The sequence below is a fragment of the Streptomyces sp. BK022 genome (genome assembly GCF_004217355.1).
GTDB lineage: Bacteria > Actinomycetota > Actinomycetes > Streptomycetales > Streptomycetaceae > Streptomyces > Streptomyces griseoluteus.
Window position 1 is genome coordinate 439,288 of sequence record NZ_SHKU01000004.1, and the last position, 25,163, is coordinate 464,450.

At 74.3% G+C, this 25,163-nt stretch carries 20 protein-coding genes and 1 pseudogene; 12 read left to right on the forward strand and 9 right to left on the reverse strand.

Annotated features, from left to right (window positions below; genetic code table 11):
- The first annotated feature begins 27 nt into the window (after positions 1–27).
- The 3 genes from EV284_RS18760 to EV284_RS18770 all read left to right on the forward strand — a co-directional run bounded on the left by EV284_RS18760 (position 28) and on the right by EV284_RS18770 (position 2,706).
- Entirely contained in the window at positions 28–693 is a 666-nt protein-coding gene (locus EV284_RS18760; RefSeq protein WP_130335585.1) for an alpha-ketoglutarate-dependent dioxygenase AlkB, read from the forward strand.
- A 61-nt stretch (positions 694–754) separates the two neighbouring features.
- Positions 755–1,993, forward strand: coding sequence for an ROK family protein (locus EV284_RS18765; RefSeq protein ID WP_130335587.1), 1,239 nt, complete (start codon positions 755–757; stop codon positions 1,991–1,993).
- Entirely contained in the window at positions 1,990–2,706 is a 717-nt protein-coding gene (locus EV284_RS18770; RefSeq protein WP_130335589.1) for an NUDIX domain-containing protein, read from the forward strand. The genes EV284_RS18765 and EV284_RS18770 overlap by 4 nt, the downstream gene beginning before the upstream one ends.
- A gap of 357 nt (positions 2,707–3,063) precedes the next feature.
- On the opposite strand, the pseudogene EV284_RS33300 reads toward EV284_RS18770, so the two are convergent.
- Positions 3,064–3,474, reverse strand: a pseudogene (locus EV284_RS33300) (ATP-binding protein); the annotation flags it as partial.
- 206 nt (positions 3,475–3,680) lie between these two features.
- On the reverse strand, positions 3,681–4,004 hold the full coding sequence (locus EV284_RS18780; protein WP_130335591.1) for a hypothetical protein: 324 nt from the start codon (positions 4,002–4,004) through the stop codon (positions 3,681–3,683).
- A 293-nt stretch (positions 4,005–4,297) separates the two neighbouring features.
- Here EV284_RS18780 and EV284_RS18785 point away from each other — a divergent pair, with 293 nt between their 5' ends.
- Positions 4,298–5,422 (forward strand): PLP-dependent cysteine synthase family protein, encoded by a 1,125-nt coding sequence (locus EV284_RS18785; protein ID WP_130335593.1) that lies wholly within the window; start codon positions 4,298–4,300, stop codon positions 5,420–5,422.
- A gap of 47 nt (positions 5,423–5,469) precedes the next feature.
- On the opposite strand, the gene EV284_RS18790 is transcribed toward EV284_RS18785, so the two are convergent.
- Positions 5,470–6,318, reverse strand: a complete 849-nt coding sequence (locus tag EV284_RS18790) for a DeoR/GlpR family DNA-binding transcription regulator (protein ID WP_130335595.1) — start codon at positions 6,316–6,318, stop codon at positions 5,470–5,472.
- Between the two features lie 403 nt (positions 6,319–6,721).
- Here EV284_RS18790 and EV284_RS18795 point away from each other — a divergent pair, with 403 nt between their 5' ends.
- Complete coding sequence (locus EV284_RS18795) at positions 6,722–8,992, forward strand: hypothetical protein (RefSeq protein WP_242625758.1); 2,271 nt, start codon at positions 6,722–6,724, stop codon at positions 8,990–8,992.
- A gap of 7 nt (positions 8,993–8,999) precedes the next feature.
- On the opposite strand, the gene EV284_RS18800 is transcribed toward EV284_RS18795, so the two are convergent.
- From EV284_RS18800 to EV284_RS18810, 3 genes are all read right to left on the reverse strand, one after another.
- Entirely contained in the window at positions 9,000–11,444 is a 2,445-nt protein-coding gene (locus EV284_RS18800; protein WP_130335599.1) for a right-handed parallel beta-helix repeat-containing protein, read from the reverse strand.
- 303 nt (positions 11,445–11,747) lie between these two features.
- Positions 11,748–12,356 (reverse strand): hypothetical protein, encoded by a 609-nt coding sequence (locus EV284_RS18805; protein ID WP_130335601.1) that lies wholly within the window; start codon positions 12,354–12,356, stop codon positions 11,748–11,750.
- A 488-nt stretch (positions 12,357–12,844) separates the two neighbouring features.
- Positions 12,845–13,300 carry a DUF6643 family protein gene (locus EV284_RS18810; protein WP_130335603.1) on the reverse strand — a complete coding sequence of 152 codons (456 nt, stop codon included), beginning with the start codon at positions 13,298–13,300 and terminating at the stop codon, positions 12,845–12,847.
- 205 nt (positions 13,301–13,505) lie between these two features.
- Between EV284_RS18810 and EV284_RS18815 the strand changes: the two genes are divergently transcribed.
- Entirely contained in the window at positions 13,506–14,675 is a 1,170-nt protein-coding gene (locus EV284_RS18815) for a TerD family protein (RefSeq protein WP_207229069.1), read from the forward strand.
- Between the two features lie 8 nt (positions 14,676–14,683).
- On the opposite strand, the gene EV284_RS18820 is transcribed toward EV284_RS18815, so the two are convergent.
- Positions 14,684–15,859, reverse strand: coding sequence for a glycosyltransferase (locus EV284_RS18820; protein ID WP_130335607.1), 1,176 nt, complete (start codon positions 15,857–15,859; stop codon positions 14,684–14,686).
- 57 nt (positions 15,860–15,916) lie between these two features.
- On the opposite strand from EV284_RS18820, the gene EV284_RS18825 reads away from it, so the two are divergent.
- On the forward strand, positions 15,917–16,714 hold the full coding sequence (locus EV284_RS18825) for an aspartate/glutamate racemase family protein (RefSeq protein ID WP_165425578.1): 798 nt from the start codon (positions 15,917–15,919) through the stop codon (positions 16,712–16,714).
- Between the two features lie 94 nt (positions 16,715–16,808).
- Positions 16,809–17,354 carry a hypothetical protein gene (locus EV284_RS18830; RefSeq protein ID WP_130335609.1) on the forward strand — a complete coding sequence of 182 codons (546 nt, stop codon included), beginning with the start codon at positions 16,809–16,811 and terminating at the stop codon, positions 17,352–17,354.
- 6 nt (positions 17,355–17,360) lie between these two features.
- Here the strand turns inward: EV284_RS18830 and EV284_RS18835 are convergent, their stop codons facing one another.
- Complete coding sequence (locus EV284_RS18835) at positions 17,361–18,359, reverse strand: O-antigen ligase family protein (RefSeq protein WP_347402196.1); 999 nt, start codon at positions 18,357–18,359, stop codon at positions 17,361–17,363.
- Between the two features lie 248 nt (positions 18,360–18,607).
- Here EV284_RS18835 and lnt point away from each other — a divergent pair, with 248 nt between their 5' ends.
- The 4 genes from lnt (at position 18,608) to EV284_RS18855 (ending at position 23,633) form a co-directional block, all read left to right on the forward strand.
- A complete protein-coding gene (gene lnt / locus EV284_RS18840; RefSeq protein ID WP_130335611.1) occupies positions 18,608–20,203 on the forward strand; it encodes an apolipoprotein N-acyltransferase in 1,596 nt (531 codons plus the stop codon).
- Between the two features lie 68 nt (positions 20,204–20,271).
- Positions 20,272–20,751: an NUDIX domain-containing protein gene (locus EV284_RS18845; RefSeq protein WP_130335613.1), complete on the forward strand. Its 480-nt coding sequence runs from the start codon at positions 20,272–20,274 to the stop codon at positions 20,749–20,751.
- A gap of 55 nt (positions 20,752–20,806) precedes the next feature.
- Entirely contained in the window at positions 20,807–21,604 is a 798-nt protein-coding gene (locus EV284_RS18850) for a 3-hydroxybutyrate dehydrogenase (RefSeq protein WP_130335615.1), read from the forward strand.
- Positions 21,605–21,680: 76 nt separating this feature from the next.
- The gene (locus EV284_RS18855) at positions 21,681–23,633 is read left to right on the forward strand and encodes a GAF domain-containing protein (RefSeq protein WP_130335617.1); all 1,953 of its coding nucleotides are present in this window, start codon (positions 21,681–21,683) and stop codon (positions 23,631–23,633) included.
- A gap of 33 nt (positions 23,634–23,666) precedes the next feature.
- On the opposite strand, the gene EV284_RS18860 is transcribed toward EV284_RS18855, so the two are convergent.
- Positions 23,667–25,043, reverse strand: a complete 1,377-nt coding sequence (locus tag EV284_RS18860; RefSeq protein ID WP_130335619.1) for an MFS transporter — start codon at positions 25,041–25,043, stop codon at positions 23,667–23,669.
- Positions 25,044–25,163 lie beyond the last annotated feature (120 nt).

Genomic DNA, 25,163 nt, shown 5'->3' on the forward strand with positions numbered 1-25,163 from the left:
ACCCCTGCCCTGGGGGAAAATGGACGCATGGACGTGGAACTCTTCCCCAGGGAGCGGACCGAAGCCGCGCCGGGCGCCGTGCACGTCCCGCACTGGCTGGACGAGGAACGGCAGCGCGCGCTGCTCACCGCCTGCCGCGAGTGGGCCCGTCCGCCGGCCGGACTGCGCACCGTCCGCACCCCCGGCGGCGGCACCATGACCGCCCGGCAGGTCAGCCTCGGCTGGCACTGGTACCCCTACGCCTACGCGCGCACCGTCGTCGATGGCGACGACGCTCCGGTCAAACCCTTCCCGGCCTGGCTCGACGAGCTGGCCAGGAACGCGGTCGCCGACGCCCTCGGCCCGGACGCGGTCCCCGGCGACCCCTACGACATCGCCCTGATCAACTTCTACGACGGCGACGCCCGCATGGGTATGCACCGCGACGGCGACGAACGCTCCGAGGCCCCGGTGGTCTCCCTCAGCCTGGGCGACACCTGCGTGTTCCGCTTCGGCAACACCGAGACCCGCACCCGCCCCTACACCGACGTGGAGCTGCGCAGCGGTGACCTCTTCGTCTTCGGCGGCCCCTCCCGCCTCGCCTTCCACGGCGTCCCGCGTGTGCTCCCCGGCACCGCGCCGGCCTGGCTGGGCCTGACCGGACGGCTCAACATCACCCTGCGGGTGAGCGGCCTGGCAGCCCCCGCGGGCTGACCATGTCACATCGGTCACGAGACAGGTCCGGGCCGGCGCGGATCATGCGAGACTCGCCCCCATGAGCGGTATGGCGGACCCCCGGAAGTCGGGGGCAGGACCCATCTCACGGGCGCGGCTGGACCGGGGACGCGGTGCCCTCGGCCCCGCGCTGGAGCTGGTGCACACCAAACGCGCCCCGACCCGCGCCGTCCTCACCGCCGAACTCGGCGTCACCCGCGCCACCGCCGGTGCGGTCGCCGCCGAACTGGAGGCGCTCGGCCTGATCAGGGTCGACGCCCGCCCCAGTGCCCCCGCGGGTTCCCAGGGCCGCCCGTCGCACCGGCTGGAGGTCGCCGAGGACGGGCCCGTCGCGCTGGCCGCGCAGGTGCACACGGACGGCTTCCGGGCCGCCCTGGTCGGCCTCGGCGGACGGATCGTGGCGACCACGCCCGGCTGCGAGGCCGTCGACGCCGACCCCGCCAAGGTGCTCGGCGCGGTGGTGGAGGCGGGCGCCGACCTGCTGCGGGCCACGGGCCGCCGCTGCGTGGGCGCCGGGCTCGCCGTGCCGTCCGCCGTCGCCGAACCCGACGGGCTCGCCCTCAACCCCCTCCACCTGGCCTGGCCGGCCGGGGAACCGGTGCGCCGCATCTTCGCCGACCTCGTGCACGCCGCCGGGATCACCGGGCCCGCCTTCGCGGGCAACGACGTCAACCTCGCCGCCCTCGCCGAACACCGGCACGGCGCGGGCCGGGGCGCCCGGCACCTGCTGGTCGTGGCCACCGGGCACCGGGGTGTCGGCGGCGCGCTCGTCCTCGACGGCCGCCTGCACACCGGGAGTTCGGGTCTCGCCCTGGAGGTGGGCCACCTCACCGTCAACCCCGAGGGCCGTGTCTGCCACTGCGGCAGCCGGGGCTGTCTCGACGTCGAGGCCGACCCGCTCGCCCTCCTCACGGAGGCCGGGCTCGAGCCCGGCCCCGAGGTGTCCCTCCTCGCCCAGGCCGACGAACTGCTGCGCACCCGGTACGCCGAGCCCGCCGTACGCGCCGCCGCCGAGACCCTGATCGACCGGCTCGGGCTGGGGCTGGCGGGGCTGGTCAACATCCTCAACCCCGACCGCGTCATCCTCGGCGGACTGCACCGGGGCCTGCTCGACGCGGACCCCGAGCGGCTGCGCGCCGTGGTGGCCGAGCGCAGCCTGTGGGGACAGAGCGGCAGCGTGCCCATCCTGCCGTGCACCCTGGACCACGACAGCCTGGTCGGGGCCGCCGAACTCGCCTGGCAGCCGGTGCTCGACGACCCGCTCGCGGCCCTGCGGTGACGGCGGAGCTGTGGGAGGTCTCCCGCCTCCGCTTCGAGGAGACCGCCCCGCCCGGCCTCACCGCCGCCCAGCGGACGGCGATGGACCACCGCTGGGCCGCCGCCGTGACCGCCAACCCGGCCCTGTTCGACGGTCCGGTGGCCGCGCTCGCCGGATACGAACGGGACGGCGCGGGCGGCCTGTCGGTCTCCTGGACGAGGCTGACGTACCGCTACCGCGGCCTGCGCGGGCTGCCGGACGCGCCGGCCGTGGCGGCGCTGTTCGTGGCGGTGCTCCAGCCCTCTGACGACGGGCGCCTGCTGGTGGGGCGGATGTCGCCCACCACATCGGCCCCCGGCCTGTGGCAGCCGCCCGGCGGCACGCTCGAACCTCCAGGCGACGGAGCCGCGTTGGACCTCGGTCTGCTCCGGTCCCACGCGGCCCGCGAACTGGCCGAGGAGACCGGCTCCGACACCGCCGCCCACGCCCTCGTACCGGGCCCGGTGGTCCTCGACGCGCGGGGCAGCCTGGGATTCCTCTTCGTCGCCCCGCCGCGTCCCGCCTCCGAACTACGGGACCGGCACGCGCGATCGGCGCGGGCCGAGGTCGCCGCGGGGGTGGAACCGGAGTTCGACCGGGTGGAGTTGATCGGCTCGTTGTCCGAACTCCGGGCACTGCCCGGCCCGTCGGCGTCCTACCTGGAGTTGGCGGCAGGGCGGTACCTCGGGGCGTAGGGCGGCCCGGTACGGCGCTCGGGCGCGGTACCGGGCACGCGTTCCGTTCGGTCAGCCGGGGACGGCCGACGTCGCGGAAGCCGCTGCCGCCACCACGGGCGGTGCCGGTTCAGGGGCCAGGGGCTCGGCTGCCGCGTGGGCCAGGGCGGGTTCCGGTGCCGGGGTGCCGGCCGGCGCGTGGGCCACGGCGGGCTCGGGGGAGCGGGCCGGACCGTGCGCCACCGAGGGCTCGGGCGCCGGGGCGTGGACCACGACGGGTTCGGGTGCGCGGACCGGTGGCTGAACGGTGAGCGGCGCGGGCTCGGGCCGCAGCTCCGCCGCCCGGAGCGGCTTCGGCGCCGGTGGACGCGGGGCCGCGGTCGCGGACAGCGCGAACCACACGACCTTGCCGTCCTCGCCGTCCGGCCGGCACCCCCAGCTCTCGCTGACGGCGGCCACCATCACCAGCCCCCGCCCGCAGGTCGCGAGGGGTCCGGCGTCCGAAGCCCCGGCGCTGTCGGCCACCACGGGAAGACGTGGATCGCGGTCGCGGACGGAGACGGTGAGCCGGTCGGACTGGAACTCCAGTTCCACGACGCACGACTTGTCGGGCCGGGCATGTCGGTGGACGTTGCTCAGCAACTCGGTCACACCGAGCGCGGCGCGGTCTATCAAGGGGTCCAGACGCCAGTAGCGCAACTGCGCAGATACGATTCTGCGGACCTGGCCGATCCGCGACGGCAGGGCTTGGAGCTCCACCGTGCAGTGCCTGTTCGGGTGACTGATCACGGCTGCGACTCCCCGGTGTGAGGTCCGGATTGACCGGAGGAACACGGAGAACAACGGAAATCCGGGAGGGCGCCGGCGTCCCTGTGACCGCCGCCGTCGAGGCCGACGGGCTGGTCCGCAGCGTTACCTCCGGTAAACCCAGAGTGACGTGAGATCAGCGTGCCGCAGTGCCCGCCCTCCCGCAACTCGCCACGGTGGCCCGCAGGTCAGCCACCCCGGCCGGCCGCGCGGCGCACCGCGTCGACGAACCGGCTGGCAGCGGGCGGCCCCGGCTCACCGGGGGCGGCGTCACGCTCGGTGAGCGTGAGTTGGTAGCGCCGGCCGTTCAGCTCGGCCTGCGCCCGCCCTTGCGGGGCGAACCACGGTCTGGAGGCACGTACGGTCCCGACGGGGGCGCTGTCGATCTCGCTGCCCTCGCTGGTGAGCAGTGCCACCCTGCCGTCGCCGACCCGGACCCGGCCCGCCCGCGTCAGCGAGCGCACCCCCTTGCCGATGCGCACGCCTCTCGCCGTGAACTCCGGCTCCGCCATCCCGTACCGCCCCCTCGCGCCTGCCGGTCCACCGGCCCCCGCACGGCGGCCGGTCCACGCGGTGCAGTCTGCCCCGGCGCGGACGGGAGCACCAGTGCGCGCGGACGGGGCGCACGTGGCGCTGGAGCACTCGCGCCAATGCGCCCCCGCGCCCCTCGTACGGGTGTGCCCCAGGCTCCCTTTGAGTGGCTCAAAGATGCGTTGATGCAGGTGAGAAGCGGTGCGACTGATGCCTATGATCGGGCTGCCGACCGCGCTGGGCGTCGTCGGCGCCCAGCGTAAGGAGCCCCGCCGTGAGCACCACCCCACCGGCCCGGACCGGCGCCACCCTCGATGTCGACCGCAGCGACGCGGCCTACCGGGACTGGCTGAAAGAAGCCGTACGCAAGGTCCAAGCGGACGCGAATCGCTCGGCGGACACGCATCTGCTGCGCTTCCCCCTGCCCGAGGAATGGGGCGTCGACCTCTATCTCAAGGACGAGTCGACCCACCCCACCGGCAGCCTCAAGCACCGCCTCGCCCGCTCCCTCTTCCTCTACGGCCTGTGCAACGGCTGGATTCGCCCCGGCCGCCCGGTGATCGAGGCGTCCAGCGGCTCGACCGCCGTGTCCGAGGCGTACTTCGCGTCCCTGATCGGCGTGCCGTTCATCGCCGTGATGCCGCGTACCACCAGCGCCGAGAAGTGCCGGCTCATCGAGTTCCACGGCGGCCGCTGCCACTTCGTGGACGACCCGCGCACCATGTACGCCGAGTCGGCGCGGCTCGCGGCCGAGACCGGCGGCCACTTCATGGACCAGTTCACCTATGCCGAGCGCGCCACCGACTGGCGCGGCAACAACAACATCGCCGAGTCGATCTTCCGGCAGCTCGCGCTGGAGCGGTACCCGGTGCCCGCCTGGATCGTCGCCACGGCCGGCACCGGCGGCACCTCGGCGACCCTCGCCCGCTATGTGCACTACCTCCAGCACGACACCCGGGTCTGTGTGGCCGACCCCGAGAACTCCTGCTTCTTCGAAGGCTGGACCACCGGCGACCCGGACGTCACCTGCGACTGCGGCTCCCGCATCGAGGGGATCGGGCGGCCGCGTATGGAGCCCAGCTTCGTGCCCGGCGCGATCGACCGCATGATGAAGGTCCCGGACGCCGCGAGCGTGGCAGCCGTACGCGCGCTGGAACGGGCGCTGGGGCGCAAGGCGGGCGGGTCCACCGGGACCGGGCTGTGGAGCGCGCTGAAGATCGTCTCCGAGATGGTGGCCGAGGGCCGGAACGGCAGTGTGGTCACCCTGCTGTGCGATCCCGGTGACCGCTACCTCGACAAGTACTACTCGGACAGCTGGCTGGAGGAGCAGAACCTCGACATCGGGCCGTACACGACCGCGATCGAGTCGCTGCTGGCCACGGGGGTGTGGCCGGACTGAGGCGGGGATGCCACCGGGAACCGGGGCGGGGGCGCCACCGGGCGCCGTCAGTCCTCCTCGGGGCCCTCGGGCTCCTCGTCGTCCTCCGGCTCACCGGCCACCACCAGCCGCCGCAGCCGTTCGGAGATCTCGGCACGGGCCTCGGCGGGCAGCCCGCCGTCCGTGACGAGCGTGTCCACGTCGTCCAGCGCGGCGAACGAACTAAGGCCCACCGTGCCCCACTTGGTGTGGTCGGCGACCACCACGACCCGGCGCGCCGAGCGCACCAACTGCCGGTTGGTCTCCGCCTCGGCGAGGTTCGGCGTGGACAACCCCGCCTCCGCCGATATGCCGTGCACGCCGAGGAACAGCAGATCGAAGTGGAGCGCGGCGATGGCGCGGTCCGCGACCGGCCCCACCAGGGAGTCGGAGGGGGTGCGCACCCCGCCGGTCAGCACCACCGTGGCCGCGCCCGGCCGCCGGCCCGAGGTGCGCTGCGCGGTGTGGAAGACGTCCGCGACCCGCACCGAGTTCGTCACCACCGTCAGGTCGGGCACCTCCAGGAGCTGCCGGGCCAGCGTGTAGGTGGTCGTACCGCCGGACAGCGCGATCGCCGAACCCGGTACCACCAGGCGCGCGGCCGCCCGCGCGATCTCCTCCTTGGCGGTCGGCTCCAGGCCGGACTTGGCCTCGAACCCCGGCTCGTGCGTGCTCGCCTCGACCACCGGGACGGCGCCGCCGTGCACCTTCTCCAGCACACCCTGCCGGGCCAGCGCGTCCAGATCGCGGCGCACGGTCATGTCCGAGACGCCCAGTTGACGGGTCAGTTCATTGACCCGGACACCGCCCCGCCGCCGGACCTCGTCCACGATCAGAGCGCGCCGCTGCTCCGCGAGGAGGTTCTGATTCTCGCTCACGTACGCTCCGGTCCTTTCGCCACACCTGTCCGAGCCGCCTGGCGCGCCCGCGGTGACCTGCCCGATCCCGGGCCCCCACCACATGCGTCGGCGTCTCATCTTGTCACGGGCCGCCATGGGGCGCGCCACTGGCTGTCACCACGCACGCAGAGGGGACGCGCACATGTGTACGGACACCATGGCCGCCGTGGTCACCCGGATCGGGGAGATTCCGTGACAAGCCCCGCCGCCAGGTGTACGCCACCCCGGAAACGGAGAACCTGAAGCCCGCACGGACTTGAGACCCCTCAGGTGACGACGGAAGTGCGGACGACAAGTGGAACACGCGCGGGAACGCATCACCGAGCCCCGGCCGGCCCTCACGGCCCCGCCGGTCCCGGCGGCCGCGACGGCGGAACGCGGCCTGGAACTCCTGGTGCACGGCGTCGGCGGCACCACCCCCGAGAAGATGCTCGCCGATCCCCGCACCGTCCGCGTCACCGGCGACGACACGGCCGCCGTCTACCGCCGCGCCGAGGACGTACCCGAGTCCGCCGGGGGAGCGGGACCCGCCCTGGACGAACGCCCCGGCGAGGGCCCGGTACGCGAGGCGTACGTCTGGTGCAACCTCACCTCCGGCAACGGCACCCGCGCCCTGTGGCTGCTGCTGGTGCCCTTCATGGTGGTCAACCTCGCCCACTGGATGCGCCCCTCCGCCGAGCGCCCCGGCCGCTCGGTCCGCTTCTACGGACTCCTCGTCCGCCTGGCCGCGCTCACACTGACCGTGCTCCTGGTCGCCGCCGCCTGCGAGGTCGCTCTGGACCTGGTGGCGTGGCAGTGCGCCGGTGCCCGCGCCTGCGCAGGCCGCCACACGTGGCTCACCTTCCTCTCACCCGCCCCCTCCGGTGGTGGCTGGTGGAGCCCGCCCGGCCGCCGGCTCGCCCTCGCCGCCCTGGCGCCCACCCTGCTCACCGCGCTGCTCTGGTACCTCTCCCACCGCACCTGGAGCGCGTACGAGTCCCACCGCCCCCTGACCCCCACCGCCGAACCCGCCGCCGACGAGGGCGCGCTGGCCCGCCCCGGCTTCTGGTACGGCCGCCGCCTCGGCGCCCGCCTCCGCGCCGCGCACACCGCGGCGGGGCTGCTCACCGTCGCCGCCGCCGTCACCCTGCCGGCCACCCGCTTCGACCTCCGCCCCGGCGGACCCGCGCTCCTCCACCTCCTCGGCGTCCTGCTCGGCGCGGGCATCCTCGCCTGGAGCTGCGTGGCCGTCACGGTGGTGTGCCGCCGGGGCCGCAGCGAACGCCAACTCGACCAGACGCTCGACCGCCACCTGCTGCGCGCCCTCCCGCTCGGCGCCCTCGCTCTGCTGCTGCTCGCCGTCGCCTACGCCTGCTGGTCCCGGCCCGGCTGGCAGTCCGCCGGGAGGCTGCCCGGCGACCCGGCGTTCGGCACGATCATGCTGGCCCAGGGCGTCCTCGTCCTCACCCTCGCGGTCGTCGCCCGCCGGCTGCACCGGCGCCTGCCCGACGCCCGCGCCGCGATGCGCGGCCTCGGCGGCCCTGCCGTCGCCCTGCTCGCCTGCGCGCTCGGCGGAGTCGCCTCCGGCGGGGTCGCCCAGCGCGTCGCCGACTGGCTGGACGGCACCCGCGCCTCGATCGCCGGGCCGCCCGTCACCCTGACCTGGCAGGCGTCCGCGATCCCGCCCGTACTCGCCGTGCTCCTCGTCCTGCTCGCCGTACTGGCCCGGAGGACCGCGCGCCTCGCCCGCGCCGAGCGTCGACGGGTGCGCGCCGAGCACCCCGGTGAGCCCGAGGACCCGCACCGCACGAGGCGCATCGCCCACGTCCGCGCCATGGCCACGCTCACCGACCGCGCGCCCCTGATCCTCGCCGTCGGCTCCGTCGCCACCCTGATCGCCGGCGCGGGTGCCCTCACCGGTGCCCTCGCCACCGGGCTCGCGCCCGCCCATGCCGCCCGGGACGCCGGTACCCCCGTCCGGATCACCGCCGAGATCTGCCAGACGCTCGGCTCCTGGCTGGTCGGCGTCGGCTTCCTGCTCTTCGTCACCTGGGGGCGCCGGGCCTACAAGGACGCCTCGGCGCGCCGGACCATAGGCATCCTCTGGGACGTCGGCACCTTCTGGCCGCGCGCGGCCCACCCCTTCGCGCCTCCCTGCTACGCCGAGCGCGCCGTGCCCGACCTGACCTGGCGCGCCGCGACCTGGACCGAGCGCACCGGCGGCCGGCTCGTCCTCTCCGGCCACTCGCAGGGCAGCGTCCTGGTCGCCGCGGCGGCCTGGCAGCTGCCGCCCGCCGTACGGCAGCGCGTCGCCCTGCTCACCTACGGCTCACCGCTGGAACGGCTCTACGGGCGCTGGTTCCCCGCCCACTTCGGTCCGGCCGCCCTCGCCGCCCTGCACCGGGACATCTGCTGCTGGCGCAACCTCCACCGCCGCACCGACCCCATCGGCGGCCCCGTCCGGCTGCCCGCCGGTCACGGCACCGAGGTCGACCACGAGCCGCTGCCCGACCCGCGTGCCTACGGCCGTACCCCCGAACACCCGCTGCCCGCGCCGATCCTCGGCCACTCCGACTACCAGGAGGACCCGGTCTTCACCCGCGAACGCGACCGCCTGCTGGCGCGCCTCCACCCCGACCTGCCCGCGCCCCGGCCGGAGCCGGACCGGACCTGACGCCGCCTCACGGCAGTTCGGGCAGGTCCTCCGGGTACAGCAGGGTCAGGTCGTCGGTGCTGGGGTCGGCGAACTGGGCCACCCGGCTCGCGTGCCGCTCCACCATCCCCTCGAACGTCTGCCGCGCGGTACGGCCGTTGCCGAACGCGGGACCCTTCGGGAGCGCCGTGAAGTACTTCAGCAGAGCCTCCGCCGTGCCGGAAGCGAGTTGGTACTCGTGCTCCTCGGCCTGCTGCTCCACGATCCGCAGCAGCTCTTCGGGGCCGTAGTCCCCGAAGGTGATCGTCCGCGAGAAACGGGACGCCACGCCTGGGTTGACCGAGAGGAAGCGCTCCATCTCCGCCGTATAGCCCGCCACGATCACCACGACCGCGTCCCGGTGGTCCTCCATCAGCTTCACCAGGGTGTCGATGGCCTCCTTGCCGAAGTCACGCCCGGCGTCCTCCGGGGACAGCGCGTACGCCTCGTCGATGAACAGCACACCGCCCCGCGCCCGTTCGAACGCCTCCTGGGTGCGGATCGCGGTGGAGCCGATGTGCTCGCCCACCAGGTCGACCCGCGACACCTCCACCAGATGCCCTATCTCCAGCACCCCGAGCGCGGCCAGGATCTCCCCGTAGAGCCGGGCCACCGTCGTCTTGCCGGTGCCGGGGGAGCCGGTGAAGACCAGGTGCCGCTTCACCGAGGCCGCCTTGAGGCCCGCCTTCTGACGGCGTCTGCCCACCTCGATCATGTCGGTCAGCGCCCGCACCTCGCGCTTGACGCTCTCCAGGCCCACCAGCGCGTCGAGTTCACCCATCACGGCCTTCGACGTACGGGTCTCCCGCTCCGGCAGGGGCGGCGCCGCCGACGGCTCCGCGTCCACGGCACGCTGCCCCGGAATGGCGCCCAGCAGCCCGCCGGTGGACGCCGGGACCGTCTGCACCGTCGTGTCCTGCGCCGCCGGGGGCCGCAGCGCGCCGCTCTCGTCGCTGGAGCACTCCTCCACGACCGGCCCGGCCCCGGTGGCCGCGTCCGGGCCGCCGCCCTCGGCGAACTCGTAGCCGCCGCGCACACACCGCTCCGTGCGGCACCTGCGCAGCGTCGTACGGCAGCCGTCGAGCACATGGAAGCCGTAGCCGCCGCTGCCGGTCACCCGGCAGTTGACGAAGCTGCCCCGGCCGCCCGCCGAGACGTAGAACCCCGCCTCGGCCGGGCTCTCCACCGCGCAGCGCTCGATCGTCGGGTCGGCGCCCTTGGTGACGATCACGCCGGTCTGGGTGCCGTCCACCGTGCAGTTGCTCAGGGTGCCGCCGCTGCCGTGGTCCCGGAACCAGGCGCCGGTCGCGGCGTCCCGGATACGGCAGTCGTCGAGCTGGGCGGTCGCGCCGTCGCTCACCGAGACCGCCGTGTTGCGGACCTGGGAGAGGTCGCTGTCCACCACGTCCGCGCGGGAGCCCCGGTCCAGCACGAACAGCGCGTCCGGCACGTCGTGCACCCGGCAGGAGTCCAGCACGGCCGTCGCGCCGTCGCTCACCCAGACCGCCGGGTAGTCGCCGGTGCTGTCGAAGATCTCGCACTGGTTGGCGTCCACACGCGTGCCGGGGTCCCACACCGACAGGCCGTTGCGCCCGAACTGGCGCACCGTGGTCCGGGTCAGGGTCAGCACCGAGCGGGAGCGCAGGTCGACCGCGTTCTCCGGGATGTCGTGGATACGGCAGTCGGCCAGCGTCAGCACCGCGTCGGTGTCGAGGGTGACGCCGTCCGCCGAGGTGCGGTGCACCTCACAGTCGGTGAGGTGGGCGGTGGCCCGCTGGGTGACCTGCACCCCGGCGCCGCGCACCTCGTACACCTCGCAACCGAACGCCTCCAGCGCGGAGTTCTCGCCGGTCACGCTGAGTCCGGTGCCCGAGGCGTGGTGCACCCGGCAGCGGTCCAGGCGCGGATGCCCGCCGCCGCGCACCGCCACGCCCGCCTGGCCGGCCGAGACGACCTCGCACTCCTCGAAGACCCCGGCGGCGCCGTCGAGGACGAGGACACCGATACCGGCCGGGTTGTCCACGGTGCAGCGGCGCACGGTCGGCCGGGCCCCGCCGCGCACCTCGATGCCGGAGGCGGAACGCGTCACGATCCGCACGTCCAGCAGCTCCGGCGTGCCCTCCTCCACCAGCAGCGCCGGGGCGGCGCCGTCCTGGCCCTCCACGTGCAGGCCCTGCACCACGGCGGAGGCCCGCACGGTCAGCGGCACACCGTCCACGGGGGCGATCCGCACCGATCCCGGCGCGTTGTCGGGGCCCCGCAGGGTCACCTCCCGCCGCACGACGAGGTTCTCCCGGTAGGTGCCGGGGGCGATGGTGAGGACGTCGCCGTCGGAGGCGGCCTCCAGCGCGGCCGCGAGCGACGCGTACTCACCCGTGCGGCGCCGCCACCGCGATGTGCCGGTGTGCGTCACCTGGACCGTGCCCTGTGCCATGGCGTTGCCGTGCCCCCACCTCGTGGTACTTGTGCTCGTCCGCCTCAGGGGCTCCGCAGCCGGTGCCGGGACGGCGACCGCGGGGCGCCCCAAGGGCGTTCGCGGGTGCGCGTGTTCCGGACTCCGGCGCGGCCTTCGGCTCGCTCGCGCGCGGGTCGATGCCGAAAGCGAGTCGGCCGGTCCACCGTAGCGTGCGCGCGGGTGGCGGACCGACCAGAGCCGGAACCCCGGCCCCGGAGCCCGGACCGGTTCGGGCCGTGGGGCGCCCCCCGGCCCCGGCCTGCCCGATCCGGAAGAAAGGTCCTAGCTGCTGCCCGTACCGGCCTTGCCCCAGTCCGGGCCCGCCCGGTCCCAGGCGCGATCCCAGCTCGCGTACCGGCGGCGGAACATGCGCCAGAGCACGAGGCGCCGCACACTCTCGATGAGCCCGGCCGCGACCACGGCGGCGCCGAAACCGGCCAGCACCGCGTGCGCACGCGCGGTGGCGGAGTCCAGCGGACGGGTCGTTATTCGCCCGGTCGGGTCCGTCCACAGCCTGAAGTGCTCACCCGCGTGGGGGGACTTGACGTCCGCCAGCACCGCGCCCCGGCGACGGGTGCCGTCCGGCGCGGTCCACCCGGCCAGGACCCGGCTGCGGGAGGTACGGGCCGCTCCCGCGTCGGGATCGGCCTCGGGCGGGGCCTGCGCGAGGGTGCGCAGTACTTTGGCCGTGACGAGATGACGGGTGTGCCGCTGCTCGCGCACCGAGCGCCGCAGCGAGTCCTGCGCGGCGAACCCGGTGACCGTGCCGGCGACGGGCATCGCCACGAGCGTCAGCAGCAACGCCAGGAGGCACACCCATGCCTCCGCCACATCGGTCGGGCGGCGCAGCGGATTGCCGCGCCAGCGCCACACCCCGCTGATGGTCCGCACGTCCCCCGCCCCCTTCGCTCCGACGCCCCCTGTCCTGCCCCGTGCCGGCCCCGCTCACCCCCCGGACCGGCGAAGAGGGCACGGGAGAAGGACATCACGTCCCGGCGGTTTCTCTCACGGAGTTCTCATGTCCGCCCAACGACCCGGGTGCGGCGGGAGTTCCCGGTTCCCCCGTCCGAACAGCCGACCAGTGGTGACGGGGTGCCGGATGTGGACGCGTACCGGTCCAGGCGGTGGGAAAAGCGACCGGCATGTTCCCGGTGTGACGGGGTACGGACACCGTCAGGGAGGACGAGCGGGGGTGGACAAACGAATGCCGCCGCCGGGCTGCGGCTCGGCGACGGCACACGGGGGACGGGGCGGCTCGGGCGGGGTGACGACCTTCCCCCCGTCGTCGAACCGGCACCACCGCTGGTCACGGTGGACATCGATCGATCGCGGAGTCGCGTTCCCGGAGCCGGGTGGCTGCTACGAAGACCCGAACGGGCTCAGTAGCCGCGGTACTGCTGGTTGTTGTACGGCTCCTGGTACGGCTGCTGCGGCGGCCGGGGAGCCGCCGGGCGCATCGCCTCGTAGCCCGAGGGCGCCGGGCGCGGCGGCTGGGGCTGCGCGCCGGGGTAGCCGCGCGGGGCGCCGGCCTGCTGAGGGATGTACGCCGTGGGCGTCGGCTGCATCTGCTGCGCCTGCGGGTAGCCGTAGGCGGGCTGCGGTGAGGGGGCCGCGGGCAGCGCGGGAAGAGCGGAGGGGAGTGCCGGGAGGTTGCCGCCGTGGGAGGGCATGCCCGGGGAGGACTGCATGCCGACACCGGTGTCATAGGCGGCCGGGACCCTGATCGGGGCGATCTGCGGGGTGCCCCGCTCGGCCACGAGCGAGTCGTAGATCGGGGTGTCCGGGAAGGAGGCGGAGTAGTAGCCGCCGCCATAGGTGGAGCGGGGGGAGGTCATGGCACATAAGTTAAGCCCACGATGTGCTGGTTGGGGAGACCGATAAGAGGGTTGTTTTCCGTGTCGGCGGCGATCTGGGATCGCTAATCCGAGCGAACTTGCCAAAAATGGACTCCATTCGACGTCTGGATCGTGTAAAAGGCGAGTTCCTGTCCGGTTACCGGCGGTTGACGGAGCGTCGGACGTTGTATAGATGGGGGCGGACATGACAATGCCCAAGGGGTCGAACACACCGGTGCCCGTCGCCGCGCTCCGCGTCGAGGTGACCCGCCGGGCGGGGCCGGGCATTCCCGACGTGGACGCCTCGGCACTGCTCCTGGCGGCCGGCAGGGTCCGCGGGGACGACGACTTCGTCTTCTACAACCAGCCCGGCCACCCCTCCGGCGCGGTCCGCCATGAGGGCAAGAAGGCCAACGGGTCGCAGGTCACCGACACCCTGCTCGTCGACCTCACGCGCGTCGAGGCCGGCATCGAGCGGATCGTCCTCGCGGCCTCGGCCGACGGCGGTGCCTTCGGCCAGGTCCCCGGCCTCTCCGTCCAGATCCTGGACCCCGCCACGGGAGACACCGCGGCCCGCTTCGACAGCACCGGCGCCACCGTGGAGACCGCCTTCGTGCTCGGCGAGTTCTACCGCCGCCAGGGCGCCTGGAAGTTCCGGGCCGTGGGCCAGGGCTACGACAGCGGGCTCGAGGGCCTGGCGACGGACTTCGGCATCACCGTCGACGTACCCCGGCACCCGGCACCGCCCCCCGCCCGGCCTTCCAAGGTCACGCTCACCAAGTCGGCCCCCTCGGTGTCCCTGGCCAAGCAGGGCGGCACCTCCGGCGTCATGCGCGTCAACCTCAACTGGCAGAGCCGCAAGCACCTCACCGGCCGCCGCCGGGGCCCCGGACCCGGTGACCTGGACCTCGACCTGTGCGCCCTGTACGAACTCAGTGACGGCCGCAAGGGCGTCGTACAGGCACTCGGCAACGCCTACGGCGCGCTGGAACGGCCGCCGTACATCCATCTCGACGGCGACGACCGGACCGGGGCGGCGGCGGACGGCGAGAACCTCACCATCAGCCTCGACCACAAGGCGCAGCTGAGACAGGTCCTGGTCTTCGTCACCATCTACGAGGGCGCGAGCTCCTTCGCCGACCTGCACGCCACCGTCACCCTCCGGCCGCAGCACGGCGCCCCGATCGACTTCTCGCTGGACGAGTGCACGGTCCCCTCCACGGTGTGCGCGCTCGCGCTGATCACCGACGCGGGCGGCGACCTCGTCGTCCGGCGCGAGGCGCGCTACCTGGTCCCGGAGCGCGGGGTCAGCCCGCAGCGCACCGTCGACCGGGCCTACGGCTGGGGCATGAACTGGACGCCCGGCCGCAAGTGAGCCGTGCCTCAGCCCTCGTCCGGCACGGCGTCGGGCCGCGTGTAGGTACGGCCCTTCCAGGCGGCGCCCCGGCCCCGGTAGTGCTGGAACGCCGAGTCCAGCGTCATCAGCAGATAGAGGAACGCCGTGAACGGCAACAGGGGAGCGAGCCACAGCGGCTGCCGGTAGTAGCGCAGCATCGGTACATACGTCGCCGCCATCACCGCCCAGGCCACCGCGCCGAGCGCGCTCGCCGGCGCGTCCCCCAGGGCCGCGCCCGCCACCACCGCCGCGGGCGGCACCAGATACACCAGCGCCAGCCCCGCCACGGTGCCCAGCAGCAGCGCCGGACTGTGCCTGAGCTGGGCGTACGCGCTGCGCGAGACCATGCGCCACAGCTCGCCCAGACCCGGATACGGGCGCACGCTGTCCACCCGGTCCGCCAGGCCCAGCCACAGATGGCCGCCCCTCGCCCGCACCGCGCGCGCGAGGGCCACGTCGTCGATGACCGCGTGCCGGACGGCGTCCGGGATCCGCGCCCGCTCGGCCATGTCCGCCCGCAGCAGCACACAGCCCCCGGCCGCCGCCGTCGTACGGGCGCCCCGGCGGCCGATCCGGCGGAAGGGGTAGAGCTGGGCGAAGAAGTAGACGAAGGCCGGGACCACCAGCCGCTCCCAGGGGCTCTCCGCGCGCAGCCGGGCCATCTGGGAGACGAGGTCGAATCCGCCCGTACGGGCCGCCGCGACCAGGGAGCGCAGGCTGTCCGGGGCGTGCGCGATGTCCGCGTCCGTCAGCAGCAGGAACTCCGGGTCCCGCGCGCGTGCCAGCGCGATCCCGTGCCGGACCGCCCACAGCTTGCCCGTCCAGCCCGGGGGCGGCTCGCCGGGCGAGTCCACCGTGAGCGGCAGCCCGCCGTGCCGCGCGGACAGCTCACGGGCCAGCTCACCGGTGCCGTCGCGGCTGCCGTCGTCCACCAGGAAGACCTCCGCCGGGCCCGGATAGTCCTGGACGAGCAGCGAGGGCAGGCTCGCGGGCAGCACGGCCGCCTCGTCGCGGGCCGGGACCACCACGCAGACCGACGGCCACGTCCCAGGTTCACGGCGCGGCGGGAGCCGTACATCGGTGCGCCAGAAGAAGCCCTGGCCCAGCAGCAGCCAGCACCAGACGGCGAGGGATACGGCGGCGGTCCACACGATGGCGCTCACGGCCGCAGTCTGCCCCACCGGAACGGCCCACCGGCGGTCATCGACTATCGTGGCCGGGTGAAGATCGCGCTCATGGACTCCGGAATCGGCCTCCTCGCAGCCACCGCGGCGGTCCGCCGCCTTCGGCCCGACGCGGATCTCGTGCTCTCCCTGGACCCCGACGGCATGCCCTGGGGGCCGCGTACTCCCGACGACCTGACCCGGCGTGCCGTGGCCGTCGCCGAGGCCGCCGCCGCCCGCCGGCCGGACGCCCTCATCGTCGGCTGCAACACCGCCTCCGTGCACGCGCTGCCCGCGCTGCGCGCCCTGTGCGAACCCGGCATCCCGGTGATCGGCACCGTACCCGCGATCAAGCCCGCCTCGGCCGGCGGCGGACACGTGGCGATCTGGGCGACTCCCGCCACCACCGGCAGCCCCTACCAGCGCAATCTCATCGCGGACTTCGCGCACGGCGTCCAGGTCACCGAGGTGCCCTGCTGGGGCCTGGCCGAGGCCGTCGAACACGCCGACGAACAGGCCATCACCGCGGCCGTCGCCGCCGCCGCGGAACTCACCCCGCCCGACGTCACGACGGTCGTCCTCGGCTGCACCCATTACGAACTCGTCGCCGAACGCATCCGCGCCGCCGTCCAGCAGCCGGGCGCCGCCCCGCTCGTCCTGCACGGTTCCGCCGGGGCCGTCGCGACCCAGGCGCTGCGCCGCATCGGCGAGGCGCCCGCCCCCGACGCACCCGCCGTGGGCTCCCTCACCGTGCTGCTCAGCGGCCGCGAGGGCGGTGCGCTGCCCCCGGCCGCGCTGCACTACGCCGAGGGACGGCTGCTGCCCGCGGCCGGTCCGCTCGCCGACCGTATGTGACACCGGGCGCGGGTGCCGGGCGGTCCGCCCGCCCGGAGCAGTACCTCTCCGTGACCGGATACCACCACGGCGGAACCTGGGTAACCTCATAGACATGAGGGAGCACCGCGACGCCGAGGACGCCCCGCATCCCGACGTCTGGACCGGACGCGCCACCAACCGCGTGCAGTGGGTACTGGCGCTGGCCGGTGCCGCCTGCATGGCGCTCGGCATCGAGCTGGCCGTGCAGTCCGCGTGGACCTCCGGGATCATCGCCCTGGTCATGTCGGTCGTGGGCTGCATCGCGGTCGGGCTGCTCGTCCTGTTCGGCACGCTCGCCTTCGTGCACGTCGACCTCAAGCTGGACCGGGACGCCCTGGAGGTCCGCTGCGGCCACGTGGGTCTCCCGCGCCGCCGCATCCCGCTCTCCCAGGTCGTCGACGCCGAGTACATCCCACACGTCACCCCCCGCCACTGGGGCGGCTGGGGCTACCGCTGGCGTCCCGACAAGGGCACGGCCGTGGTCGTCCGCCGGGGCGAGGGCATCGTGCTGAGCCTGTGGGACGGCCACACCTTCACCATCACCGTGGACAACGCCGAGTCGGCCGTCCGCGTCATCCGGGCCCGGCTCCTCGCCATCACCCCGGACAACGCGCACTGACCCCGCTCAGCCCACCGTCTCCCGCCGGGTCAGCGGCTCCACGCGGGGCACCCGCTCCTCCTCGCCCCACGGGCGCGCCGTGGCCCACCCGGCCAGCAGTCCCGCACCCGCCGTCACCGTGGTGAAGCTCAGGGCGTCACCCACCGACGCGATCACCGCCAGCGCCGTGAGCGCCGCCCCCGCCGTCAGCACCACCGGCGTCGGCCGAGTCGCCCGCCACAGCGCGTACAGCACCCATCCGAACACCCCCGCCGACAGCAGCGCCCCCACGATCCCCTGCTCGGCCAGCAACTGCAGCGGTGCCGAATGCGGCCGTCCGGCCGGATCGCCCGGCGTCCCGAAGCGCCCCGGCCCCACACCCCACACCGGCGCCTCACGGGCCAGCCGCACCGCCCGGCCCCACAGCCCCACCCGGTACGGCCCGATCCGCTCCGTGAACTCCGCGGCGCACCCACCCGGCAGCACCCCCGACGCCAGCCCCCACACCGCGCCCACCGCCACCCCGGCCACGACCGCCAGTCCGGCGAGCCCCGCACCCCGGTACGGCGTCGAACCGGCGGCCACCGAGCACAGCAGTACCGCGCCCCCGGCCGCGCAGCCGGCAGGCGAGCCCCACACCGCCCCGGCCGGCACCATCGCGGCCGCCGCCAGCAACAACAGCGGCCGCATCGCCGGCACCGGCGTCGACCAGGCGGCACAGCACAGCGCCCCGGTGGCCAGCACCAGCAGCGCGGCTACGGCACCGGCCTGCCCGAGCGGAGCCGCGTAGGCCGGGCCCGGCAGCGGGCCGCGCATCGTCACGGCCAGCACCAGCGCGGCCGCCGCCCCGGCGCACGGCGCGGCCACCGGCAACAGCGCCCCCGACATCCGTCCCGCCGCGCAGCCCGCCGCGGTGGCGAGCACCGCCAGCAGCATCCCCTCCGGCCGCCCGTCGTGCGCCGCCGCCGACATCAGCGACCACGCCGCGCACAGCCCGAGCAGGATCATCCCCGCACCGTCGGACACGTTCCGTCCCGCACGGTCCGCGTCCGCCCCGGACGCGCACTCCATCCCCGTCGACGCCACCCGTAGCCCCTCGCACCCGGTCCCCCGACCTGTGGCCGCACCTCACGACGGCATCCGGCCGGGACCGGCCGCACCGCCGAGGCTCGGATCACGCTAACGGCTGCGGGCCGATTTGTGGACGAGTTGCGCGGGAATGCCGTGATGACCGGCATGTCAGGGGCTGTGCGGACCGCCGTAGACTCCCCAGGGTGACCGTCACCGCAACTTCCGTGGACCGGCCGGACCGGCTCCAGCAGCCTCCGGCCAAGGGCGCGCGCGCCCGCCTGATCCGCCTGGTCCCGGCCCTCGTGTCCGCGCTGAGCGGCGTGCTCCTCTACGTCAGCTTCCCGCCCCGCACCCTGTGGTGGCTGGCGCTGCCCGCCTTCGCCGGCTTCGCCTGGGCACTGCGCGGCCGGACCTGGAAGACGGCGCTCGGGCTCGGCTACCTCTTCGGCCTCGGCTTCCTGCTGCCCCTCCTGGTGTGGACCGGCGTGGAGGTCGGCCCCGGCCCCTGGATCGCGCTGGTCCTCATCGAGGCGGTCTACGTCGCCCTGGTCGGCGCCGGGATCGCCGCCGTGTCCCGGCTGCCCGGCCGGCCCCTGTGGGCGGCGGCGCTGTGGACGGCCGGAGAAGCGGTGCGCGCGCGGATGCCGTTCGGCGGCTTCCCCTGGGGCAAGGTCGCCTTCGGCCAGGCGGACGGCGTCTTCCTGCCGCTCGCCGCGCTGGGCGGCACCCCGGTGCTCGGCTTCGGCGTCGTCCTGTGCGGCTTCGGCCTCTTCGAGATCGTCCGGCTGGCCCTGCGCCGCCGCGACGGCGAGGTACGGCGGTCCGCCGCCGCCGTCGCGCTGCTCAGCGTAGCGGTGCCGGTGCTCGGCGCCGTCGGCGCGCGTGCGCTGGTCAGCGACAAGGCCGAGGCGGGGACCGCGACCGTGGCGGTGATCCAGGGCAACGTGCCGCGCGCGGGGCTGGAGTTCAACGCCCAGCGGCGCGCCGTGCTCGACTACCACGCGCGGGAGACCCGCCGCCTCGCCGCCCAGGTCGCGGCGGGCAAGGCGCCGCGCCCCGACTTCGTGCTCTGGCCGGAGAACTCCTCCGACATCGACCCCTTCGCCGCCCCCGACGCGGCCGCCGTCATCCAGGGCGCCGCCGAGGCGATCGGCGCGCCCGTCTCGGTCGGCTCGGTCGTCGAGCGGGACGGGCGGCTCCTGAACGAGCAGATCCTCTGGGACCCGGTCAAGGGACCGCTCCAGACCTACGACAAGCGCCAGGTGCAGCCCTTCGGCGAGTACCTCCCGATGCGCTCGCTCATCGGCGCGATCAACGGCGAGTGGACCAGCATGGTCCGCCAGGATTTCAGCCGGGGCGACAAGCCGGGCGTCTTCGACTTCGGCCGCGTCAAGGTCGGCCTCGCCACCTGCTACGAGGCCGCGTTCGACTGGGCCGTGCGGGACACCGTCACCCACGGCGCCCAGATGATCTCCGTGCCGAGCAACAACGCCACCTTCGACCGCAGCGAGATGACCTACCAGCAGCTCGCCATGTCCCGCGTCCGCGCCGTCGAGCACAGCCGCACCGTGACCGTGCCGGTGACCAGCGGTGTCAGCGCGGTGATCATGCCGGACGGGCGGGTCGCGCGGCACACCGGGATGTTCGTCCCCGCCCACATCGACATGAAGGTGCCGCTGCGCACCTCCGAGACGCCCGCGACCCGGCTCGGCATCCTGCCCGAGTTGGCGCTGCTGCTGGTAGCGGCGGGCGGTCTGGTCTGGGCGGGCACGGCGGCGGCACGCGGCCGGCGGCCCTAGCCGCACGACCGGCCGGACGCGCCTGGTCGTGGCGGCCGGCCGGTGGCCGGCCGTTTAGGGTCGGGGCCATGGCTACACCTGAATTCATCACCGCGCTCCGGGCCACGGCGGGCACCCAGTTGCTCTGGCTGCCCGGTGTCACCGCGATCGTCTTCGACGACGAGGGGCGGGTGCTGCTGGGCCGCCGCACCGACACCCGCAAGTGGTCGGTGATCGGCGGCATCCCGGAGCCGGGCGAGCAGCCCGCCGCGTGCGCGGTGCGCGAGGTCTTCGAGGAGACGGCCGTGCACTGCGTCCCCGAGCGGGTCGTCCTGGTGCAGGCCCTCCAGCCGATCACCTACGGCAACGGCGACGAGTGCCAGTACATGGACATCACCTTCCGCTGCCGGGCCGTGGGCGGCGAGGCGCGGGTCAACGACGACGAGTCGCTGGACGTGGGCTGGTTCGCGGTGGACGCGCTGCCGGAGCTGAACGATTTCTCGCTGTTCCGGATCAAGCAGGCGCTGTCCGAGACACCCACATGGTTCGACCCCATGACTCTTGGCTGAAGTATGGGTTCTCGCCCTATGTGGTGAGCCGGGAGCGCGTCACTAGGGTCGGGACATGATCTCGTCCAGCCCCCAGCCCCGTACCCCTTCCGTCCTGGACCTCGCCGGCCGGGTCGCCCTCGTCACCGGGGCCGCCGGCGGCATCGGCAGCGCGTGCGCGCTCCGGCTCGCCGCGGCCGGGGCGGAGGTGCGCGCGCTCGACCTGGACGCGGCGGGGCTGGACGAGCTGGCCGGCCGGGCCGAGGGACTCGCCGGCCGGGTCGTGCCCCAGCTGCTGGATCTCACCGACCTCGACGCGGCCGAGCGGGCCGCCGCCGGGACCGACGTGCTGGTCAACAACGCCGGGCTGCAACTGGTGCGGCCGCTGGAGGAGTTCCCGCCCGACGTCTTCCACACCGTGCTGACGGTGATGCTGGAGGCGCCGTTCCGGCTCATCCGCGGGGCGTTGCCCCACATGTACGCGCAGAGCTGGGGGCGCATCGTCAACGTGTCCTCCGTCCATGGGCTGCGCGCCTCTGCCTTCAAGTCGGCCTATGTGGCCGCCAAACACGGGCTGGAGGGGCTGTCCAAGACGGCCGCGCTGGAGGGCGCCCCCCATGGTGTGACGTCGAACTGTGTGAACCCCGCCTATGTGCGCACCCCGCTGGTGGAGAAGCAGATCGCCGACCAGGCCGAGGCGCACGGCATCCCCGAGGAGCAGGTCCTCTCCGAGGTCCTGCTCAAGGACAGCGCGCTGCGCCGGCTGATCGAACCCGAGGAGGTCGCGGAGGCCGTCGCCTATCTGTGCGGCCCGCAGGCGTCCTTCGTCACCGGCACCTCACTGGTGCTGGACGGCGGCTGGACGGCCCACTGAACCGCTGCCGAACGGCCCTCGCGGAAGTTGTCCACAGGGCTGACCGCCCGAGCCCACGATGAGCGATCCTGTGGCCATGTCTCCCGATCAACTCCAGTCGGCCGCGCGCCCCGCCACCGGGACCGCCGCGGCGGGGGCCGTCGCCTGTGCGGAGGCCCCCTACCTCGAACTGCTCGCCCGCGACGCCTCCCCGGAGGCGTACGAACGTCCCGTCCTCGTCGCCCGCGCCGAGGGAGAGTCCGCCGACCGTGTCGCCGCGCTGGAACACGCCAAGTTCCTCGCGCTGCGCGTCCGGGCGGAACTGGAGGGGCGCCGCCGCCGGGAGGCGGAGCTGTCCGCCCTCTTCGAGACCGCCCACGACCTCGCCGGGCTCCGGGACGTGGACGCGGTCCTGCGGGCCATCGTGCAGCGCGCCCGCTCCCTCCTCGCCACCGACATCGCCTACCTCAGCCTCAACGACCCGGAGCGCGGCGACACCTACATGCTGGTCACCGAGGGCTCCGTCTCCGCCCGCTTCCAGCAGCTCCGGCTCGGCATGGGAGAGGGGCTCGGCGGACTCGTCGCCCAGACCGCCCGGCCCTACGTCACCGACGACTACTTCCAGGACGCCCGCTTCCAGCACACCGACACCATCGACGTCGCGGTGCGCGACGAGGGCCTGTTCGCCATCGTCGGGGTCCCGCTGACGCTCGGCCCGCAGGTCATCGGCGTCCTCTTCGCCGCCGACCGGCGCGCCCGGGTCTTCGAACGCGAACAGATCGCCCTGCTCGGCTCCTTCGCGGCCCTCGCCGCGGCCGCCATCGACACCACCAACCTCCTCACCAGAACCCAGGCGGCCCTCGCCGGCCTCGAGCGCGCCAACGAGGTCATCCAGGACCGCAGCGCCGTCATCGAGCGCGCCTCGGAGGTGCACGACCGGCTCGCCGAACTCGTCCTGCGCGGCGGGGGAGTCCACGACGTGGCCGCGGCCGTCGCCGAAGTCCTGGACGGGGCGGTCGAGTTCACCGAGACCGGCACCACACCCGCAGAGGCGCTGGAGGCGTCCCGCGCCGAGGGACACGCCGTGCGGCACGGACCCGACTGGATCGCGGCCGTGGCGGCGGGGGAGGAGGTGTTCGGCTCACTCGTCCTGCACGGACACCCCGACCTCGACCCGGTCGACCAGCGCACCCTGGAGCGGGCCGCGATGGTCACCTCCCTGCTCCTGCTGGCCCGCCGTTCCGCCGCCGAGGCCGAGCGGCGCGTGCGCGGCGAACTCCTGGACGACCTCCTCGACGCCCGCGACCGCGACCCGCGCCTGCTCCGGGAGCGCGCCGCCAGGCTCGACGCCGACCTGGACGCCACCCACGCCGTCCTCGCCACCCGCCTCGACGCGCCCTCGGCCGACGCCGACGAGGAGGCGGCCGCCCGGCGCCGCCTGTGGGCCGCCGCCTCCCACCTCGCCACCACCCGGCACGGCCTGGCCGCCACCCGCGACGGCGGCACCGTCCTGCTGCTCCCCCTCGGCCCCGGCGACACCGCCACGGAACTGGCCCGGCGCACCGCCCGCGAACTCGGCACCGCGGTCCGCCAGCCGGTCACCGTCGGAGCCTCCGCCCCCGTCACCGGCCTGGCCGCCCACCCCGACCAGGTGGCCGCCGCCTACGCCGAGGGCCGCCGCTGCCTGGACGCGCTGCACCTGCTCGGCCGGGGAGGGGACGGCGCGGCGGCCGAGGACTTCGGCTTCCTCGGACTGCTGCTCGCGGGAGACCGGGACATCGGCGGCTTCGTGGAGCGCACCATCGGCCCCCTCGTCGCGTACGACGCACGGCGCGGCACCGATCTGCTGCGGACCCTGGACGCCTACTTCGCCGCCGCGATGAGCCCGGCCCGCACCAAGGACGTGCTCCACGTCCACGTGAACACCGTCGCCCAGCGGCTGGAACGGGTGGGCCGGCTGCTGGGCGAGGACTGGCAGACACCGTCCCGTGTCCTGGAGATCCAGCTCGCGCTGCGGCTGCACGGCCTGGCGGGGACGGGACGCCGCTGACCGGCACCCGCGGAGGATGCCGGCCGGCGTCGGTCAGGGGGCCGTGGTCTTCGCGACCGTGTCCACCGGCGCTGACGGGGCGCCGTCGGCCGTGACGTCGGCGAGGTCCCGGTCGCGGGTCTCGCGGGCCACGCCCACGGCGACCAGGGTGAGCAGGACGGCTCCGATGACGTAGAGGGCGATCGGGGTCGCGCTGTCGTACTCCGCGAGCAGCGCGGTGGCGATCAGCGGGGCCGGGGCGCCGGCCGCCACGGAGGAGAACTGGGCACCGATGGAAGCGCCGGAGTAGCGGACGCGGGTGGCGAACATCTCCGCGAAGAAGGCGGCCTGCGGCGCGTACATGGCGCCGTGGAGGATCAGGCCCACAACAACGGCCAGCACCAGCCGACCGAAGGTGCCCGCGTCCACCAGCGCGAAGAACGGGAAGATCCACAGGCCCACGCCGGCCGCGCCGAACAGGTACACCGGCCGCCGGCCGACGCGGTCCGAGAGCGCGCCCCAGGCCGGGATCACCGCGAAGTGGACGGCCGAACCGATGAGTACGGCGTTGAGCGCGGTCTGCTTGGAGAGGTCGGCGGCGGTGGTGGCGTAGACGAGGATGAAGGCGGTGATGACGTAGTAGCTGATGTTCTCCGCCAGGCGGGCGCCCATGGCGATGAGCACCTCGCGCCACTGGTGGCGCAGCACCGACACCAGCGGCAGCTTCTCCGCCGCCTCGCCCTGCCGTGCCTCGGCGCGGGCCAACGCCTGCTTGAAGACGGGCGACTCGTCGACGGAGAGGCGTATCCACAGCCCCACCACCACCAGCACGCCGGAGAGCAGGAAGGGGATGCGCCAGCCCCAGGCGGTGAAGGCGTCGTCCGAGAGAGTGGCGGTGAGCAGGGACAGCACACCCGTGGCGAGCAACTGCCCGGCGGGCGCGCCGGTCTGGGGCCACGAGGCCCAGAAGCCGCGCCTGCGCGCGTCCCCGTGCTCGGACACGAGCAGGACGGCGCCGCCCCACTCACCGCCCAGCGCGAAGCCCTGCACCAGCCGCAGCGCGGTGAGCAGCACCGGTGCGGCGGTACCGATGGTGGCGTGGGTGGGCAGCAGGCCGATGGCGAACGTCGCGCCGCCCATCAGCAGCAGACTCAGCACCAGCAGCTTCTTGCGCCCCAGCCGGTCCCCGAAGTGCCCGAACACCAACGCCCCGAGCGGCCGCGCCGCGAACCCGGCCGCGTACGTCACGAATGCCAGCAGCGTCCCCACCAGCGGGTCGGAGTCCGGAAAGAACAACTTGTTGAACACCAGGGCCGCCGCCGACCCGTACAGAAAGAAGTCGTACCACTCGATGGTGGTGCCGATGAGGCTGGCGGCGACGATGCGGGGGAGCTTCGCCGGAGGCGGGGGAGCGGTGTGGTCGGGTGCCATGTGCGCCACTTCCTTGTGTGCGGTGGGGACGGGGGGTGTCGGCACACCGTAGGAAGGGGCAGGTCAGGGGCACATGTGGTGGGGCTACATAGTTTGAGCCGGGAGTGTGCGTGCGGCATC